Annotated in this window: 18 protein-coding genes; 10 read left to right on the plus strand and 8 right to left on the minus strand. The window is 71.0% G+C overall.

Going from position 1 to position 17,426, the window contains the following annotated elements:
* The first annotated feature begins 111 nt into the window (after positions 1-111).
* The 8 genes from mftA to VG296_RS21525 all read left to right on the plus strand — a co-directional run bounded on the left by mftA (position 112) and on the right by VG296_RS21525 (position 7,309).
* Positions 112-237 (plus strand): mycofactocin precursor MftA, encoded by a 126-nt coding sequence (gene mftA / locus VG296_RS21490; RefSeq protein ID WP_325568362.1) that lies wholly within the window; start codon positions 112-114, stop codon positions 235-237.
* On the plus strand, positions 227-553 hold the full coding sequence (gene mftB / locus VG296_RS21495; protein WP_325568364.1) for a mycofactocin biosynthesis chaperone MftB: 327 nt from the start codon (positions 227-229) through the stop codon (positions 551-553). Before mftA ends, mftB begins: the two co-directional genes overlap by 11 nt.
* The gene (mftC, locus tag VG296_RS21500; protein WP_325568366.1) at positions 537-1,727 is read left to right on the plus strand and encodes a mycofactocin radical SAM maturase; all 1,191 of its coding nucleotides are present in this window, start codon (positions 537-539) and stop codon (positions 1,725-1,727) included. Before mftB ends, mftC begins: the two co-directional genes overlap by 17 nt.
* 1 nt (position 1,728) lies before the next feature.
* On the plus strand, positions 1,729-2,430 hold the full coding sequence (mftE, locus tag VG296_RS21505) for a mycofactocin biosynthesis peptidyl-dipeptidase MftE (protein ID WP_325568368.1): 702 nt from the start codon (positions 1,729-1,731) through the stop codon (positions 2,428-2,430).
* Positions 2,397-3,239 carry a mycofactocin-coupled SDR family oxidoreductase gene (locus tag VG296_RS21510; RefSeq protein ID WP_325568370.1) on the plus strand — a complete coding sequence of 281 codons (843 nt, stop codon included), beginning with the start codon at positions 2,397-2,399 and terminating at the stop codon, positions 3,237-3,239. Before mftE ends, VG296_RS21510 begins: the two co-directional genes overlap by 34 nt.
* A 34-nt stretch (positions 3,240-3,273) precedes the next feature.
* Positions 3,274-4,452, plus strand: coding sequence for a pre-mycofactocin synthase MftD (gene mftD, locus VG296_RS21515; RefSeq protein WP_325568372.1), 1,179 nt, complete (start codon positions 3,274-3,276; stop codon positions 4,450-4,452).
* A gap of 71 nt (positions 4,453-4,523) precedes the next feature.
* The gene (locus VG296_RS21520) at positions 4,524-6,137 is read left to right on the plus strand and encodes an MFS transporter (RefSeq protein WP_325568374.1); all 1,614 of its coding nucleotides are present in this window, start codon (positions 4,524-4,526) and stop codon (positions 6,135-6,137) included.
* A gap of 83 nt (positions 6,138-6,220) precedes the next feature.
* Complete coding sequence (locus VG296_RS21525) at positions 6,221-7,309, plus strand: MBL fold metallo-hydrolase (RefSeq protein ID WP_325568376.1); 1,089 nt, start codon at positions 6,221-6,223, stop codon at positions 7,307-7,309.
* Positions 7,310-7,316: 7 nt separating this feature from the next.
* Here VG296_RS21525 and VG296_RS21530 read toward each other — a convergent pair whose 3' ends face one another.
* The 3 genes from VG296_RS21530 to VG296_RS21540 all read right to left on the minus strand — a co-directional run bounded on the left by VG296_RS21530 (position 7,317) and on the right by VG296_RS21540 (position 10,913).
* The gene (locus VG296_RS21530) at positions 7,317-8,714 is read right to left on the minus strand and encodes an amidohydrolase family protein (protein ID WP_325568378.1); all 1,398 of its coding nucleotides are present in this window, start codon (positions 8,712-8,714) and stop codon (positions 7,317-7,319) included.
* A gap of 7 nt (positions 8,715-8,721) precedes the next feature.
* Positions 8,722-9,981 carry a CoA transferase gene (locus VG296_RS21535; RefSeq protein WP_325568380.1) on the minus strand — a complete coding sequence of 420 codons (1,260 nt, stop codon included), beginning with the start codon at positions 9,979-9,981 and terminating at the stop codon, positions 8,722-8,724.
* A gap of 74 nt (positions 9,982-10,055) precedes the next feature.
* Positions 10,056-10,913 (minus strand): acyl-CoA thioesterase, encoded by an 858-nt coding sequence (locus tag VG296_RS21540; protein ID WP_325568382.1) that lies wholly within the window; start codon positions 10,911-10,913, stop codon positions 10,056-10,058.
* A 61-nt stretch (positions 10,914-10,974) separates the two neighbouring features.
* Here VG296_RS21540 and VG296_RS21545 point away from each other — a divergent pair, with 61 nt between their 5' ends.
* The gene (locus VG296_RS21545) at positions 10,975-12,021 is read left to right on the plus strand and encodes an enoyl-CoA hydratase/isomerase family protein (RefSeq protein WP_325568383.1); all 1,047 of its coding nucleotides are present in this window, start codon (positions 10,975-10,977) and stop codon (positions 12,019-12,021) included.
* Here VG296_RS21545 and VG296_RS21550 read toward each other — a convergent pair.
* From VG296_RS21550 to VG296_RS21560, 3 genes are read right to left on the minus strand one after another with little or no spacing between them, the layout of a single operon-like run.
* Positions 11,957-12,466 (minus strand): enoyl-CoA hydratase/isomerase family protein, encoded by a 510-nt coding sequence (locus tag VG296_RS21550; protein WP_325568385.1) that lies wholly within the window; start codon positions 12,464-12,466, stop codon positions 11,957-11,959. The genes VG296_RS21545 and VG296_RS21550 overlap by 65 nt on opposite strands.
* 32 nt (positions 12,467-12,498) lie before the next feature.
* The gene (locus VG296_RS21555; RefSeq protein ID WP_325568387.1) at positions 12,499-13,653 is read right to left on the minus strand and encodes an acyl-CoA dehydrogenase family protein; all 1,155 of its coding nucleotides are present in this window, start codon (positions 13,651-13,653) and stop codon (positions 12,499-12,501) included.
* A 4-nt stretch (positions 13,654-13,657) separates the two neighbouring features.
* Positions 13,658-14,827 carry an acyl-CoA dehydrogenase family protein gene (locus VG296_RS21560; protein ID WP_325568389.1) on the minus strand — a complete coding sequence of 390 codons (1,170 nt, stop codon included), beginning with the start codon at positions 14,825-14,827 and terminating at the stop codon, positions 13,658-13,660.
* An 81-nt stretch (positions 14,828-14,908) separates the two neighbouring features.
* Here VG296_RS21560 and VG296_RS21565 point away from each other — a divergent pair, with 81 nt between their 5' ends.
* Positions 14,909-15,376, plus strand: a complete 468-nt coding sequence (locus tag VG296_RS21565) for a MaoC family dehydratase (protein ID WP_325568391.1) — start codon at positions 14,909-14,911, stop codon at positions 15,374-15,376.
* A gap of 60 nt (positions 15,377-15,436) precedes the next feature.
* On the opposite strand, the gene VG296_RS21570 is transcribed toward VG296_RS21565, so the two are convergent.
* Positions 15,437-15,751, minus strand: coding sequence for a hypothetical protein (locus VG296_RS21570; RefSeq protein WP_325568392.1), 315 nt, complete (start codon positions 15,749-15,751; stop codon positions 15,437-15,439).
* A gap of 19 nt (positions 15,752-15,770) precedes the next feature.
* Positions 15,771-17,423, minus strand: coding sequence for a thiolase C-terminal domain-containing protein (locus VG296_RS21575; protein ID WP_325568394.1), 1,653 nt, complete (start codon positions 17,421-17,423; stop codon positions 15,771-15,773).
* Positions 17,424-17,426 lie beyond the last annotated feature (3 nt).

Below are 17,426 nucleotides of genomic sequence, written 5' to 3' on the forward strand. Positions count from 1 at the left end.
GTATACCTTCTCTTGTATCCAGACTCTTGATTCAGCAAGCACGCGGCGTTAACCTCCAGCATAGTGGTCACTATGTCGTGATGACCAGGACGATCCTGCCTAGGGGCGAAGATGGCTGACGAGACGGACGTGGCAGAGCGGACCGAGGAAGACACCGGCTCGGAAGAGGCGGACGTCGTGATCGAGGACCTGCTGGTCGAGGAGATCTCCATCGACGGCATGTGCGGTGTCTACTGACGCCGCGCCGGACGTCCGGCCGGCGCGGGAGTTCGGACTCGACGAGGCCTGGCGGCTCGATGAACGGGTCTCGCTGCGTCCGGAGCGGTTCGGCGCGCTGCTCTATCACTTCGGCACGCGCAAGCTCTCCTTCCTGACCGACCCGAGGCTCTCGGCCGCGGTCCTCGCCCTGGCCGAGCAGCCGTCCGCACGGGCCGCGTGCGCCGCGGCCGGCATCTCGGCGGCCGAACTACCCCGCTACCGGCGGGCGCTGGCCGCGCTGGCCGCGTCCGGCACGATCCGGCCCGAGGAGCGAGCAGATGGCACCGCTGATTGACGAGTTCCAGTACGGCCTCGAGGCACCGATCTGCCTGACGTGGGAGCTGACCTACGCCTGCAACCTCTCGTGCGTGCACTGCCTGTCGTCCTCGGGCCGGCGCGATCCGCGGGAACTCGGCACCGCGGAGTGCAAGGCCCTGATCGATGAGTTCGAACGGATGCAGGTGTTCTACGTGAACATCGGCGGCGGCGAACCCACGGTGCGGTCGGACTTCTGGGAGCTGGTCGACTACGCGACCGCGCACCACGTCGGAGTGAAGTTCTCCACCAACGGCGTGCGCATCACCCCGAAGACGGCAGCGCGGCTGGCCGGCAGCGATTACGTGGACGTGCAGATCTCCCTGGACGGCGCCACCGAGAGCGTCAACGACGCGGTGCGCGGCGCGGGCTCGTATCGGACCGCGTTGCAGGCCATGGAGAACCTCGCCGCGGCGGGCTTCGCCGGATTCAAGCTGTCCGTGGTGGTGACCCGTCACAACGTCGGGCAGCTCGACGCCTTCGAGGAGATCGCCGAACGGCTCGGCGCGCAGCTACGGCTGACCCGGCTACGGCCCTCGGGCCGCGGCGCCGACGTGTGGGATGAGCTGCATCCCACCGCGGACCAGCAGCGCGCGCTGTACGAATGGCTACTCGAACACGGCGAACGCGTGCTGACCGGCGACTCGTTCTTCCACTTGGCAGGGTACGGACAAGCGCCGCCGGGGTTGAACCTCTGCGGAGCGGGCCGCGTGGTGTGCCTGGTCGATCCGATCGGCGACGTGTACGCATGCCCGTTCGCGATCCACGACGCCTTCCGGGCCGGGAACGTGCGCGGCGACGGCGGCTTCGCGAGGGTGTGGCGGGAATCAGAGCTCTTCGCCGACCTGCGCCGCCCGCAGACCGGTGGCGCGTGCTCCGCGTGTTCGGCCTACGACTCGTGTCGGGGCGGCTGCATGGCGGCGAAGTTCTTCACCGGCCTGCCGTTGGACGGCCCCGACCCGGAATGCGTACGCGGGCACGGCGAGACGGCGCTCGCCGCGGTCGCACCGGGCACGGCGCCGCGGTCGATGCCGGACCACTCGCACGGACGCGCCGCCGGGAGCGGACGGGTGCCGGTCACGATCGGCCGTCGGCCGCCGGAACGGACGTGCGAGGAGAGTCCACTGGCCGGATTCTCCGAGGCGGTGCGTTGAGATGTGGCTGGCGGAGCTCACCTGGCCCGAGGTCGCCGAACGAGCGGCCGGCGGCGCCCTGCTGGCCGTGCCGATGGGCTCGACCGAGCAGCATGGCCCGCATCTGCCGCTGTCCACCGACGCCGACATCGCCATGGCACTGTGCGAACGCCTGGCCGCCGAACTGCCGGACGTGCTGATCGCGCCGCTGGTGCCGTACGGCTCCAGCGGGGAGCACGCCGGCTTCGCGGGCACCCTCTCGATCGGCCAGGACGCAACCGAGCACCTCGCACTGGAGCTGGGCCGCTCGGCCGCCGAGACGTTCTCGCGGCTGTTGTTCGTCTCCGGGCACGGAGGCAACGCCGAACCGCTCGGCCGTGCGGTCGCCAGACTGCAAGCCGAATCCAGGGACGTGGTGCTCTTCCAGCCCGACTGGGAGAACGGTGACGCGCACGCGGGCCGGGAGGAGACGGCGATGCTGCTGGCGTTGCGTCCCGCCATCGTGCGGGTGGAGCTGAGCGCACCGGGCGAGCGCCGACCGCTGGCCGAGATCATGCCGAGGCTGCGCGCCGAAGGCGTACGCGCGGTCAGCCCGTCGGGCGTGCTGGGCGATCCCACCAAGGCGACCGCCGTCGCCGGCGCGCAACTGCTCAACGAGCTGGGCGGCGCACTCGTCCGATACGTCGAGGCATGGCTTGGCCGGTACGCCGGGGCGCGGCGATGAGCGGCCGGGCCGGGCGGGTGGCCGTGGTGACCGGAGCGGCACGCGGCATCGGCGCGGCCACCGTCCTCGCGCTGGCGGAACGCGGCTGGGCGGTGCTCGCCGTGGATCAGGCCGCTGATGATCCGGCTCTGCCCTACCCGCTGGGCACCAAGCAGGAGCTCGACGCCGTCGTGGCGCGGGCCGCGTCGTACGCCGGGGAGCCGGGTCGGGTCCGGCAGGCCGTCGTCGACGTCCGCGACCTCGCCGGGCTTCGGGCCGCGGTCGCCGAGGCACGGGACCGGTGGGGCGGGTTGGACGCCGCGATCGCCGCCGCCGGCGTGATCGCGGGCGGCGCGCCGCTCTGGGAGGTGCCGGAAGACCGGGAACGCGCGGTGCTCGACGTCGACCTCGGCGGGGTGGTCAACCTCGCCAGGGCGGCGATCCCGGCGCTGCTTCACCGGCCGCCGCCGCGTTCTGGACGGTTCCTCGCGGTCGCCTCGGCCGCCGCCACCCGCGGTCTGCCGAAACTGGCCGCCTATTGCGCGGCCAAAGCGGGAGTCGCCGGCCTGATCCGGGCGCTGGGCGCCGAACTGGGTGGCACCGGGGTAACCGCGAACGCGGTCAGCCCCGGCTCGACCGACACCGGGATCCTCGCCGAGAGCGCCCGCCTCTACGGCCTGTCCGGGGCCGCCGAGTTCGCCGCGCAGCAGCCGGAACACAGGCTGCTGCGACCCGCGGAGATCGCCGCCGTCCTGGCGTTCCTGGCCGGCCCGGACAGCAGCGCGATGACCGGAGCGGTCATTCCGGTGGACGGCGGACTCGCCCTGTGACCGCCCCCGCCTGCTCGAGACACGAGGTCCTGCAATGAGCAACGCATGGTTCGAATCCGTCGCCGAAGCCCAGCGACGCGCCCGCAGACGGCTGCCTACCTCGGTGTATTCCGCCCTCCATGCCGGATCCGAGCGGGGCGTGACGCTCCAGGACAACGTCGAGGCCTTCGGCGAACTGCGGTTCGCGCCGCGGACCGCGAGCCTCGCGGACAAACGCGAACTGGCCACGACCGTGCTCGGCCGGACCATCGCGCTGCCGGTCGTCATCTCGCCGACCGGCGTCCAGGCGGTGCACCCGGACGGGGAGGTCGCCGTCGCCCGGGCGGCGGCCGCACGAGGAACGGCGATGGGCCTGAGCTCCTTCGGCAGCAAGCCGATCGAGGAGGTCGTCGCCGCCAATCCCGACACCTTCTTCCAGATCTACTGGATCGGCGGGCGCGAGGACATCCTGCGGCGCGTCGAGCGCGCCCGCGCCGCGCGAGCGGCCGGGCTGATCCTCACCCTCGACTGGTCCTTCTCGCACAGCCGGGATTGGGGCAGCCCGCACATCCCCGCGCGGCTCAGCGCGCGGGAACTGCTCAGGTTCGCCCCGGAGGGGGTGCGCCGCCCGCGCTGGCTGCTCGGCTACGCCCGCACCCGCCGCCTGCCCGAGCTCACCGTGCCCAATATGTCAGAACCCGGACAGGACGCGCCGGGCTTCTTCGCGGCGTACGGCCAGTGGATGCAGACTCCGCCGCCCACGTGGGACGACGTGGCCTGGCTGCGGCGGCAGTGGGAGGGGCCGTTCCTGCTGAAGGGGGTCCTCCGCGCCGACGAGGCCAGACGCGCGGTGGACGCCGGGGTCAGCGCCATCTCGGTGTCCAACCACGGCGGCAACAACCTCGACGGCACACCCGCGACCATCCGCGCGCTGCCGGCCGTCGCGGCCGCGGTCGGCGACCAGATCGAAGTGCTGCTCGACGGCGGCATCCGCCGCGGCAGCGACGTCGTGAGCGCCCTGGCCCTCGGCGCCCGCGCGGTCATGATCGGGCGCGCCTACCTCTGGGGACTGGCGGCGAACGGCCAGGCCGGAGTGGAGAACGTGCTCGACGTGCTGCGGAACGGAATCGACTCCACCCTGCTGGCCCTCGGGCTCGGCAGCGTGCACGAGCTGCGCCGGGAGCACGTCCTGGTCCCGCCGCGGTTCGAGCGGGGTCTGGGCGACGCCGAATAGAGACTTGATACTATATAAAATATGTGCTCCGCTGTGACCACCTGCTCAACGACGAGTGAAAGGGAACACGGATGGTCCTCGACGCCCCCAGGGTGGAAATAGAGACCGGAAGACTCGCAGAGACACAGAAGGCGAAGACCTGGACGATCATCATCGTGGTCACGCTGCTGTGCGAGTGCTCCACACTCCAGTATTCGATGGTCAGCCCGGCCGCCATCCTGATCGCACCGAGCTTCCCCGGGGTCGGCGCGAACATCAGCTGGATGACCACCATCTTCGGCCTGGTGGGCGGCGTCGCCACCCCGCTGGCCGGCAAGGCCTCCGACCTGTGGGGCAAGAAGCGTCTGCTGCTCATCAGCGGCGCGCTGTTCGTCATCGGTTCCGTGCTCTGCGTGGTCGGCCACGACTGGGCGCTGTTCCTGGTCGGCCGGGGTTTCCAGGCCCTGTCGCTGGGCAACGTCGCGGTGTCCTACGGCCTGTTCCGCGATCTGCTCCCCCGCCGCTACATCCCGATGTCGCTCGGCGTGATCGTCACCGGCTTCGGCCTCTCGGCGATCGCGGCCCCGCTGCTGAGCGGTTACCTGACCGACCACAACAGCTGGCGGTCGATCTTCTGGTTCCTGCTCGTCTACGGCGCGCTCACGCTGGTCCTGGTGGCGCTGCTCGTCCCCGAGACGAAGTACCGCGTCAAGCAGCGGCTCGACGTATTGGGCGCGCTCATCCTGAGCGGCGGAGTGGCACTGTGCCTGGTCTATCTGAGCAACGGCCCCACTTGGGGCTGGACCTCGTCCGGCTCGCTCCCGTACCTCGCCGCCGGAGTCGTGCTGATCGCCTTGTTCCTGCCCTGGGAACGGCGTGTCGCGGAACCGATCATCGACCTTCCGGTACTGCTCAATCCCAAGGTCCTCATGACGATCGGGCTCTACTTCTTCGGCTCGCTCGCGGTAGGCGCCATCGCCTACGCGGTACCGCTCATGCTGGAGACGCCGCCTGCGAACACACTGATCCTCGCCGCCCAGAAGGGCGCGGCGGCGCAGACCCATCTGTCGCTGGCGCAGACCGTGGCGTTCCTGCACATCAGCCTCAACGACGGCCTGAGGTTCGCGGCCGGCGTGAGCCTGATCGGCGTGGCCCTGCACGCCTCCCTGTTCCAGGGAGGATGGAGCATGCTCACGGGGCCGGGGGCCGGCTGGTGGGGAGCGAAGCGCGGGCCGCGCAAGCCGGCCCTCGTGGGCTATCTCGCCCTGCTGCTGGCCGGGGTGTCGCTGCTGACCACGTCCCAGCACGGGATCTGGTTCTTCGCCCTCACCTCGAGCCTGTTCGGCATCGGCTTCGGCGTGATGTACGCGTGTTCGCCGAACCTGCTCATCGACGCCGTGCCACCCCGCCAACAGGGCATCAGCGCCGGCATGCTCGCCGTGTTCGGCTCTTTGGCCGCCGCCGTGGGCAGTGCCGTGGTGACCGCCTTCATCTACGCCAACCCATTGATCCTGACGGTCAAAGCCGGCGGCAAGACGGTCAGCACCGTCAACCTCAGCAAGCTCGACTCCCTGGGCACTTGGCACGCATTCGTCGGCGTGGCCTGGGTGATCGTCATCGCCGGGGCGCTGGGGCTCATCGTCGCCCTGGTGATGAAGCACGGACGTGAGCCCTCCAGCGCCGGCCGGGTGAGCGAAGAACTCTGAATCGCGCGTTCCGTCTGATCGGGGAGCCCCGTGGGCCGCACGGGACTCCCCGATCGTCGATCACTGAAGGGGCTGGATGAACCATGCCGAACTCTCCGGCGTCCGACGACTCCGCGATCACCGTGCTCGGCACGGCGCAACGCGCGGCCTGGGCGCGGCGCGTGGTCCCACCGGTGGAACGGCTCGGCGGTGGGCTGTGGTCGGTCCCGGTGCCCATCCCGGACAATCCGCTGCGCTATACGCTCAGCTACCTGGTACCCGGCGACCACGGGCTCGTCGTGGTCGACCCGGGCTGGGAGACCGAAGAGGGCTGGCAGGCGCTGACGGCCGGGCTGGCAACCGCGGGCGCGGTGGTCGGCGACGTGCTCGGCGTGGTCGCGACCCACGTCCACCCCGACCACCACGGGCTCTCCAGGCGGCTGCGTGCCGAGTCCGGCGCCTGGGTGGCGATGCATCCGGCGGAGCGGGACAACCTGCCTCAGCGCATCGAACGGGAGCCGGGGATGCGCCGGTTGGAGCGCGTCGGCCGGCGGATGCGCGGTGACGGTGCTCCCGACGAGGCGATCGAGGAACTGCTCGCCCAGCTCGGTGAGAGCACGCCCGGCATCAACGACATGGCCGAGCCCGACGTCCTCCTGGAGGACGGCGATCCGGTACCGCTGCCCGGACGGCGGCTGCACGCGATCTGGACGCCCGGCCACACGCCCGGTCACCTGTGCCTGCGTGAACCCGACGCACTGCTGCTGCTCACGGGAGACCACGTTCTGCCGCGGGTGACGCCCAATATCGGCCTGCACCCGGAGCGGGGAGACAAGCCGCTGCGACGGTTCCTCGAATCCCTCGATGCGGTGGCCGGCTACGACGACCACGAGGCTTTTCCCGCGCACGAGTACCGCTTCGCCGGGCTCGCCGCGCGCGTCCGTCAGCTGCACTCGCATCACGAGCAGCGCAACGCCGAGCTGCTCTCCGTGGTGGACTTGCTCGGTCGGCCCACCGTGTGGGAGCTCGCCGAGCGCATGTCGTGGGCCCGGCCGTGGGCGGAGATCGGGCGGATGCGGATCGCGGCGCTGGCCGAGACCGCGGCGCACGCGGATTTCCTGGTCGACGAGGGCGAGCTGGTCTGGGAGGGGAAGGAGCCCGGCGCCGTGGCGCGGCTGCGTCGCCCCGTCTGACCGCGGGTCAGCCGGCCAAGAAGATCGGCTCTCCGGCCACGAGGGTGGCGGCCACCAGGTCGGAGCCGAGCCCGGCCGCCAGCTCGCCGAGGGCTTCGGCCGGCGGTGGCCGAAGCAGCGTCAGGTCGGCGGCCTCGCCGGGGCCGATGCTCCGCGGCACGTCCGGCGCCCGGGACCGGCCGAGGAACAGCCGCACCGCCTCGAAGGCCGGGATGCTCTCAGGACCCTGTGGCAGCCCGCGCGGCGCCGCGGCGGCGCGTACCACCGACCAGGGATCGGCAGACCCGAACGGCGCGTCGGTGCCCGCCGCGATCCGGACTCCGGCTGCGCGGAGGGACCGCAGCCGCCAGAGGTCCGGCATCTCGTCGGCCGGCACCTCGTCCGCATACTGCGCGCCGCGCTCGACCGCGAAGTGGGGCTGGGTGACCACGGCGACGCCACGCTCACGCAGCCAGGGCAGTGAATCGGCGGGAACGAGGGCGCCGTGTTCGATCCGGTCACCGGGGCGGATGCCCGCCTCATCGAACGCCACCTGGGCAAGCACGAGCTGGGTGCGAGTGACGCAGTGCACTGCGACCGGACGTCCGGCAGCGTGCGCCGACCGGACCAGCGCCGTGAATTCGTCCAGGGCGGGGAGCGCGTCGTCGTCCAGCAACAGCTTCGTAGGACCGAGCGTGAACAGCGGGACGAGCGGGTCGCTCGCGAGCGGCGGGGCCATGCAGTGCACCCGCTGACGGATGGCGCCGGTGCGCACCGCGTCCGCCAGAGCGCTGAGTTCATGGTCCGACAACCCCGGAGTGGCGTCGGTGAAACCGGTGATTCCGCGCCGCGCCGCCATCGAGCTCACCGCCGCCAGATCAAGCTCAGCGGTACCGATCCGTTCGGCGAGCCATGCATCCAACCGCCAAATCCGTCCGCTCGGGCTTCCGTCGTCGTTCCGCTCCACGCCGGAGAGCTCACAGTCGTCCAAGCCGACCAGCTCGACCGCGGGCGAGTTGAGCGCCCACAGCGCGCCGGAACGGTGCTGCACGCGGACCGGACGGTGCGGCACCATGCGGTCGAGCGCATCGCGGTCCAGATCACCGGCTACCGACTGGTGATAGCCGATGCCCCGGATCCACCGTCCCGGCTGCAGTTCGCGGTCGACGCGGCGCAACGCGGCGGCGAGCTCTTCACGCGTTCGGACCTCCGGCGGGCCGGTCTGAAGGGAGTCGGCGGCGACGGCGAGTGCTCGGAGGTGGATGTGATGGTCGTGCAGGCCCGGGAGGAGCCAACCGCCGCGGGCGTCGAGTTCGTCCTCGCCCGGCACCGAGGGCAATCCCGGAGCGCAGTCCCCGATGCGGCCACCCGCGATGCGGACATCCGCGGGCCCGCGCCCCCACACATACGCTCGACGAATCAGCATTCTGTGCTCACCACAGCCGGTCCGGCGATCTCGGCGGGAGCACGGCCTGATGGTGACTCAGCCGGGGGCAGTAGACCAGCCATTCATGTCCGTCGCGGTACACGTCGTGCGGTCCGTGCCCCGCGGAACCCGCTGCGGCGGCCGAAGCGAACGCGGCGGCCACGGCCCTCATGGAGAGGTCGACCAAGAGGCCTCCGCCGCCGAGGAGCGCAGCCGACACCGCGAGCGCCCCGCACACGCCGGTAAGCGGATCGGCGACAGCGTCCGCGCAGAAGACCGGCTCGCCCTCCTGCCAGCCGACGAGCCCACCGGCCACCGCGGCGTCATCGCCGAAGGCTGCGAGCTCCGGCTCTGCCCGTCCGTGACCGGTGATGCTCAGCCACACTTGGCCGGCTCGATGTCGGTGTTCCCCGGGTGCCAGGCCGAGCTGGGCCAGTGCTCGGGGACGCGACGCCTCGATCACCACGTCGGCCTCGGCGAGAAGCGCGGCGAGAGCGGCCCGCCCGGCGGGGGCGTGGAAGTCGAGCGTGACCTGCTCGTGGCCGTCGTGCAGCCAGGAGAAGAACCGGGGGTCAGCGCGCCGCGCCCCGTCCGGCCGGGTGGCGCCCTCCACCTTGATCACCCGAGCCCCCGCCTTTCCGAGGAGGTGAGCGCACAGCGGCCCGGCCCACATGCTGGAGAGGTCCACGACCATCGCACCGGAGAGCGAGGCGGCGGGAGCCCGCGGCGCGATTCGGCTACTGCGGAACGGAATGACCGACCGCTCGGCCGGAGCCGATGGCAGAGCGGCCGCCGGAACCCCGAGCAGCCGACACCTGGCCACGAGCTCCGCGGCCGAGCCCGGCGCCAGGCGAGCGGCGTCCGCCAGCGCCGACCAGGGGTCATCCGGCACGTTGTCGGCGGCCAGGATCGCGGGCACCGCGTCGAAGTCGGTCGGGCGGCTGAGTGTGACGGCGCACCAGCCGTCCGCGGCTCTCAACAGCCGTGTGGCGCCCCCGGCGGAGGTCTGCCCGGAACGGGTCAGCCCGAGCAGGGCGGCGCGGCCGCTCAGCACGACGCCGGGATCCACGCTCACTTGCGAGCCGAGCTCGCCGGTCATCCGCTCGAGCGCGCGAGTCGCCTCGGCGAGCAGCCCGATGGCGGCTGCGGGAGAGGCGATCGGCGGTCCGTCGCGAAAACCTGTGAGCGCCATCGCGCCGGATGACGCCCAGTCGAGTACGGCGCAGTCATGCGCGGGATCAAGGGATGCCGGGGCGGGCAGCTTCACGTCGGGGAACAGCGGGGCACACCACTCGCGTAGCCGGCGGTGATGAGGAGTATCTGCCGTGCCAATCATGATGGTCAGCCGTTCGCGTGGATGAGCCCTTCCTGCATCACGGTGGCGACGAGCGTCCCGTCGCGGCGGAAGATGCTGCCCTGGACCAGTCCGCGCAGCGGCCCCGCCGCCACGGTCTGCTTCGCGTACAGCAGCCAGTCGTCGAGCGCGATCTCGTGATGGAACCAGAGCGCGTGGTCCATGGAGGTCAGCCGGTAACCCTCCAGCGGCCCGCTCCCGCGCAGCAGCGCCAAGACGAGTGTCAAGTCACTGATGTAGGTGAGCACTGCGGAGCCGCTGGCCCGCCCGTCGGTCCGGTTTCCGCGCGCACGGAACCAGAGATCGCGCACGAGCGGCGTGGGCTCGTTGAGAGCTCCCGGCACGGTACGGAATTCGAACGCGTCCACCAGTTGCAGCCTGGTCCCGAGGACCGTCTCATCCAGCGGCGGGCACGCCTCGGGATCCGGGACGGCGGGTGCGGGCGGTTGGCGGTCGGCGAGCGAGAGGTCGGTGGTGAACGAGGATTCGAGCGCGAGGATGACCGCGCCGTCCTGGATGGCCGTGACCCGGCGACGTTGGAACGTGCGCCCGTCGTGCAGCCTGTCCACGCGGTAGACCACCCGTTTGCCGGTGTCGCCCGGCCGCAGGAAATAGGCGTGCAGAGAGTGCGGCCTGGTCCGGGCCTCGGCGTCCGCGACGGCGATGGTGCGCTCCGCGGCGACCATGGCCTGGGCGGCGACCTGGCCGCCGAACAGCCGGTAGCCCGGCTCGCCGAGGTCCCGGCTGCGGAAGAGGTCGACCTCGACCTGCTCAAGGTCGAGCAGGTCCAGCAGGGCGTCGAGGCCCGGCCGGGCTTGGGTCGAGGGTTCGGACAGCGTCGTCACCGGCAACTCCGATCTGTGAGCGAGCCCCTCGGAGCTCAACTAGATAAGATACATTCTATATATGCCTAGCGCGCTCGGCCCCGACGGGATCGATCTGGAGCTGACGTTCGGCGCCACCGGAGAGCCCGCCCGTCCCCTGGTCGTGCTGCCCTTCGACGAATGGACCGACCGACCGGCCGAATGGATCGCTACCGCCGCCGAGGCCGTGCGGTGCGCGCTGCCGCTCACCGTCGGCGTCCTTCGCCGACGACCTCCGGACACACGGCTGGCCCCGCTCCTGGCCGCCGCCACGTTCACCCTGACGCCACCGGACAACCCGGATACCGCCGGAGAGCTCATCCACCTGCCCGACCTGGACGAGGGCCTCACGAACCTCCGCACCGCCGTCGCGCACAGCCCTCGAGCCGCACTGGCTTGCGGCCGATTGCTGCGTCAGGCCGAACGCCTCGGCACGGACGAAGGTTTGGCCGCCGAGGCCGCGGTGTATTCGATGCTGCTGTCCGGCCCGGAGTTCGCGCGCTGGCTGAACGACCGCGGTGACGTCCCCACTCCCCCCGTGCCATCCGCACCGCTCGTGCTTCTCGAGCGCACCGGCGGGGGACTGTCGATCGCGCTGAACCATCCCGACCGGCGCAACGCGATCAGTTTCGCCATGCGTGAGGAACTGCTCGCCGCACTCGAGGTGGCCGAGCTCGATCCGAGCGTCACAGAGGTCTGCATCCATGGCTCCGGGCCGGCCTTCTGCTCCGGTGGCGACCTGGCCGAGTTCGGCACCTCCACCGACCCGACGACGGCCTACCTGGTACGGCTGGCCCGCGCACCGTGGCGGATCGTCGACCGTCTCGCCGAGCGGGTGACCGTCCGCACGCACGGCGCCTGTATCGGCGCGGGAGTCGAGATGGCCGCGTTCGCCGGGCGGGTGACGGCCGCTCCGAGCGCCTACTTCGCGCTGCCCGAGGTCGGTATGGGCCTGGTGCCCGGAGCCGGCGGCACGGTGAGCGTGACACGCCGAATCGGCCGCTGGCGGGCCGGCTGGCTGATGCTCACCGGAAAGCGCCTGGACGTGGCGACCGCGCTGCGCTGGGGGCTCGTGGACGCTGCCGAGTAGCCGATCGGCCGCGTGCTTCCGTGCCGAGCCGGTCCAGGAGGTCGTCGACCTGCTCAGCCGGCACCGCGTATTCGCAGGCCCGGACGATCCACAGCCCAGCCGCCGAGCACGAGCCGTTGACGGCGGAGATCACATGCTCGGCCACCGAGCGCAAGCGGCCGATGAAGTCCACGAAGGGTTCGAGGAAGTCCTCGACCAGCCGGTCGAATCCCCGCTCGGCCGCCGCGGTGCGCTGGACGTAGTCCGGATCGACGTCGGCGCAGAAGGTCCGACCGACTCCGGTGACCACCAGGAAGCGGACGTCCTCGTCCGCGACCAGGTCCAGCGCCCGAGCCAGCTCGCGGATCATCGTCGGGGTCAGCACGCTGTTCTCCCGTCGGCCCAGGGTGAGCCGCCCGACGGGACCCGAGCGCTGATAGTCGATCTCGGTGAACTGCTCAGTCACCTCTCGGCCCTGCCTTCCCGCTCGCGTCCGACTCAGCGGATCCCGGTGAGATCGCGGCCGATGATCAGTTTCATGACTTCCGAGGTACCGCCGTAGATCGTCTGCACCCGCGCGTCGGCGAAGGCGCGGCAGATCGGGTACTCGTACATGTATCCGTAGCCGCCGAACAGCTGCAGGCACCTGTCGATCACCCGGTTCTGCACCTCGCTCGCCCACAGCTTCGCCTTCGCCGCGTCCACGGCCGTCAGCGAGCCGTCGTTGAGCGCCAGCACCGCCTTGTCGACGTATGCCTCGAGCACATCGACCTCGGTCACCGCCGCGGCCAGCTCGAACTGCGTGTTCTGATACGAGGCGATCGGTTTGCCGAAGGCCGTCCGGCCGGTCGTGTACTGCACCGTCCAGTCGATCGCCGCGCGCGCGGCGGCATACCCCTGCATCGCGATGTTCAGCCGCTCCCTGGGCAGCCTCTCCATCAGGTGCAGGAAGGCGGCGCCCTCCGTGCCGAGCAGGTTCTCGGCCGGCACCCGCACGCCGTCGAAGTAGAGCTCCGCGGTGTCCTGCGCATGCAGCCCCAGCTTCTCCAGTCGCCGCCCGCGCTCGAAGCCGTCGGTCCCGCTCTCGACCACGAATAGGCTGAAGCCGCGCGAGCCGGCCTCGGGGTCGGTTCGGCACACTACGATGACCAGGTCCGCGTGCCCGCCGTTGGTGATGAAAGTCTTGCTGCCGTTGATCACCCACTCCCGCCCGTCGCGGACCGCCGTGGTGCGGATGCCCTGCAGATCGCTGCCCGCCCCCGGTTCGGTCATCGCGACGGCGCCGATCAGCTGACCGCTGACCATGCCGGGCAGCCAGCGCTGCCGCTGTCCGTCGGTGCCGAGGTCCAGGAGGTACGGAATGGCGACGTCGTCCTGGAGGCTGAAGCCGGCGGTGAGCGAGCCGGCGCCGACCCGCCCGAGCTCCTCCATGATCACACAGCGGAAGCGGTAGTCCTCGACACCGGGCCCGCCGTACTCCGGCGGCACCATCAGCCCGAGCAGGCCCTGCTTGCCTGCCGCGAGCCAGGTGGCCCGGTCGATGTCGTGCTCCCGCTCCCAGCGCTCCTGGTGCGGCAGCACCTCGCGCTCCACGAACTCGCGCACGATCTGCCGGAACGACTCGTGGTCGTCGTCGTACTGGTCGCGTCGCACTGATTCACCTCTCTTTCGGCAGCCCGAGCACGCGCTCGGCCAGGATGTTCTTCTGGATCTGCGAGGTTCCGGCGGCGATGGTGTACGCCAGTTTGGCGACCCGGTCCTCCACCAGCCGATCGCTCATCGTGAGTCCCGCGCGGCCGAGTACGTGTGCCGCGAGATCGCCGAGCCGCTGCCGGTTCTCGGTGAAGCCGAGCTTGAACACCGAGGCGCCCTCGACGGGGACGAGTCCGGCGGAGGCCTCCGACACGTTCTTCCGGATCAGCGCCCACAGTCCGTGCAACTCCGCGGAGAACCGGCCCGCCTCGCGGCGCAGGCCGGGGTCGTCCCAGAGCAAGCCGCCCGCGCGATCGGGCGTCGAGCGCGCGATGCGCACGATCTCGGCGAGCATGCCGCGCGACTCGACCAGTTCACCGATGAACGCGGTACCGCGCTCGAAGGCGAAGGTGACCATGGCGACCCGCCAACCGTCGTTCTCCGCGCCCACCCTGTTGGCCGCCGGTACCCGCACCCCGTCGAGGACGAGTTCGCTGAACTCACTCGTCGCCGTCGCCGTGCGCAGCGGGCGCACCTCGATGCCCGGCGTGTCCATCGGCAGGATCAGCCAGCTGATGCCCTGGTGCCTCGGCGCTGCCGGATCGGTGCGCACCAGCAGTTCGCAGTAGTCGGCCACCTGCGCCATCGAAGTCCACACCTTGCGACCGTTGACCACGTAGCGGTCGCCGTCACGGACGGCCGCGGTGCGCAGCGAGGCAAGATCCGAACCCGCGTCGGGTTCGGAAAAGCCCTGGCACCACACGTCGTCGCCGCACAGGATCCCGGGCAGGTGCCTGGAGCGCTGCTCCTCGGTGCCCTCCGTGATCAGCGTCGGTCCCGCGTGGAGCAGCCCGACGAAGTTCGCACCGACATACGGGGCCCGAGCCTTCGCGGTCTCCTCGAGGAAGATCAGCTGTTCCGTCGGGGTGGCACCGAGGCCGCCGTGCTCGGCGGGCCAGTCGACGCCCGCGTACCCGGCCTCGAACAGTTGCCGCTGCCACGCGGTGTCGTACCGGCGCCTGGCGGGCCAGTCGTCCCAGTGCGGCTGCGCGGGCAGACGCGGCACCGTGTCCGCGAGCCAGGCGCGCAACCGGTCCCGGAACTCGAGCTCGGTACGGCTGAATCTCAGGTCCACCCGCGCTCCTTCCGCGAATCGAGAAACTGTATAAAGTATATTGTGCCCACAATACCCCCGCTCGACCGGAAGGGACACCGCATGCGCATCATCACCGGACTCGCCGAGCTCAACGCGTCCGTCGGCCGGCACCTCGGCTACAGCGACTACCGCGCCGTCACCCAGGCCGACATCGACCGGTTCGCCGAGCTGACCGGCGACCACCAGTGGATCCACGTCGACACCGAGCGGGCCGCGCAGGGGCCGTTCGGCGGCACGATCGCCCACGGTCTGCTGACGCTGTCGCTCGGCCCGCGGCTGGCCAACTCGATATACCGGATCGAGGGGATGCGGATGGGGGTCAACTACGGCTACGACAGGATTCGGTTCCCCTCCCCCGTTCCGGTGAACAGCAAGGTCCGGCTCGGCGCGACACTCAGCTCGGTGCGCGAGGTCGAAGGGGGCGTCCAGGTGGGCATCACCTTCGTCTGGGAGATCGAGGGCCGCGCGAAGCCGGCCTGCGTGGCCGAGATGCTGCTGCGGTACGCCGCCGAGGAGCCTGCCGGCTGAGACAGGACAAATCCGTGGCACCGGGCGCCGGCAGGGCACTGCCGACGCCCGCCGCCCGCGTCAGTCCGAGGCCGGCAGCGGTCTCGGCCCCTTGACGGCGAGCAGCTCGGCCCCGAGGGACAGGGCGGAGGTTCCGCCGTTGGTGCACAGCACCTCGATGCTCTCGGCCTCGTCCCCGTACCGCTTGCCCATCAGCGTCGGCGTGTCGTACCCGGGTTCGGGCGCGGGCGGCTCGGCACGTGCCGCATCGAGCGGCAGCATCGGCCGGCCGCCGCAGCGCAGGTCCATCTCGCTCTCCTGCGCACGGATCACGACGATCTGCGTCTCGCACACCGCAGAACGCAGCCTTGCTCCCGACTTCACCTTCACTGGCATCTGTCCACTCCTGACTTTTTCACCGGTCCCGCACCAGCAGCAACGCGCTGGACGGGGTAAGTCCACCACTGGAAACCACCGCCACTTCGGCACCGGCCACCTGCCGCGCGCCCGCCTCGTGCCGCAGCTGGATCACCGCCTCTTGCAGGAGTCCGAAGCCGTGGGTGCGGCCGTGTGAGAGCTGCCCGCCGTGCGTGTTCAGCGGGATCACGCCGTCCAGCGCGATCCGTTTACCGCCCTCCAGGAACTCCGGCGCCTCGCCGATGCCGCAGAAGCCGAGCGCCTCGAGCCAGGAAAGGCAGTTGAAGGTGAATCCGTCGTAGAGCTCTGCCACATCCACGTCGGCCGGCCGAAGATCGGTGCGGGTCCACAGGTGGGCGGCCGGGCCGAGCACCTGCGGCTCGTGGGCCAGCGTGCTCTGGTCCCAGCTCACCCGCTCCACCAGCTGGGTGCCCGCCGCCTCGAACCCGACCGCGGGATGGCGCAGGTCGTGGGCGGTCTCCGCCGCCGAGACCACCACGGCGATCGCGGCGTCGCACGGCACGTCGCAGTCGTAGAGCCCGAACGGCGTGCTCACCATCCGAGCCGAGAGGTAGTCGTCCATCGTCAGCGGAGCCCGGTAGATCGCATCCGGGTGCCGCGCCGCGTTCGCCCGCGCGTTCACAGCGATCCAGCCGAAGGTCTCCCTGCTCGCGCCGAACCGGTGCATGTAGTGCGCGGCGCCGAGTGCGAGGGTATTGGCGGCGGAGAACGAACCGGCCGGCGCGGTATAGGTCATCGGCCCGCTCACGCGGCCACCGGCCGGGACGGGTCGTCGACCGGCGCGAACCAGTTCGGCGTAAGTGGCCTCCCATACCGTACGAAAACACAGCACGTGCCGGCACAGCCCGGCCGAGACAGCCAGCATCGCCGCGATCACGCTGCCGCCCGGTCCCGGCAGTTCGGTGCCGCCCGTGTACCAGGTCGGCCTGATCCGCAGGGCTTCCTCGAGCGCGGTGAGGCCTCCCTCGCCGAATCCGTTCCCCACGCCGCCGCCCGGGTACGTGGCCAGCCCGTCGATGTCGGAGAGGGAGAGCCCGGCGTCCTCGACGGCGGCCTTGCACGCCCGCACGGTCAACGTGAGCGGGTCTGACATCAGCCGCCTGCCGATCCGGCTGCCGCCGATGCCGCTGATGACACTGTCGTGCTCGTAGCGGCGGCCGGACCGCGGGCCGCGGACCGCCGCCCTGATCTGCGCCGGGGACTCGTCGACGACCGGCAGTTCGGCGACCGGAGCCTCATCGAGGAGCTCCAGCACCGGCACGAACACGTCTTCGCGCTCTTCGAAGGACACCGCGGCCCGCGCCCCGATCCGCACCGCCGTCGGTTCCGCGCCGACGACGCGCGCGGTGAGCCGGACCCGCGGGTCCTCGTCGATCGCGAGAACGGCGAGGGCGTACGGGACCTCCAGACCGGGCCGCCACGCCTGATGGTTCACGGTCGCCGCGACGATCGTCCCACGGCCGCTCACCTCCTGAACGCCGAGCTCGGAGCAGCGGCACCGATGACAGGCCGCGCTCGGCGGATGCACCAGGCTCCCGCAGTCCGAGCAGCGCTGAATGCGCAGCACGCCGTCGGCGCCGGAGGTCCAGTAGAACTCGGACCGCAGATCGACTTCGGGTACTGGGAACATCGC

Origin of the sequence: Actinospica sp. (genome assembly GCF_035552695.1) — a bacterium.
Lineage (GTDB): Bacteria > Actinomycetota > Actinomycetes > Streptomycetales > Catenulisporaceae > Actinospica.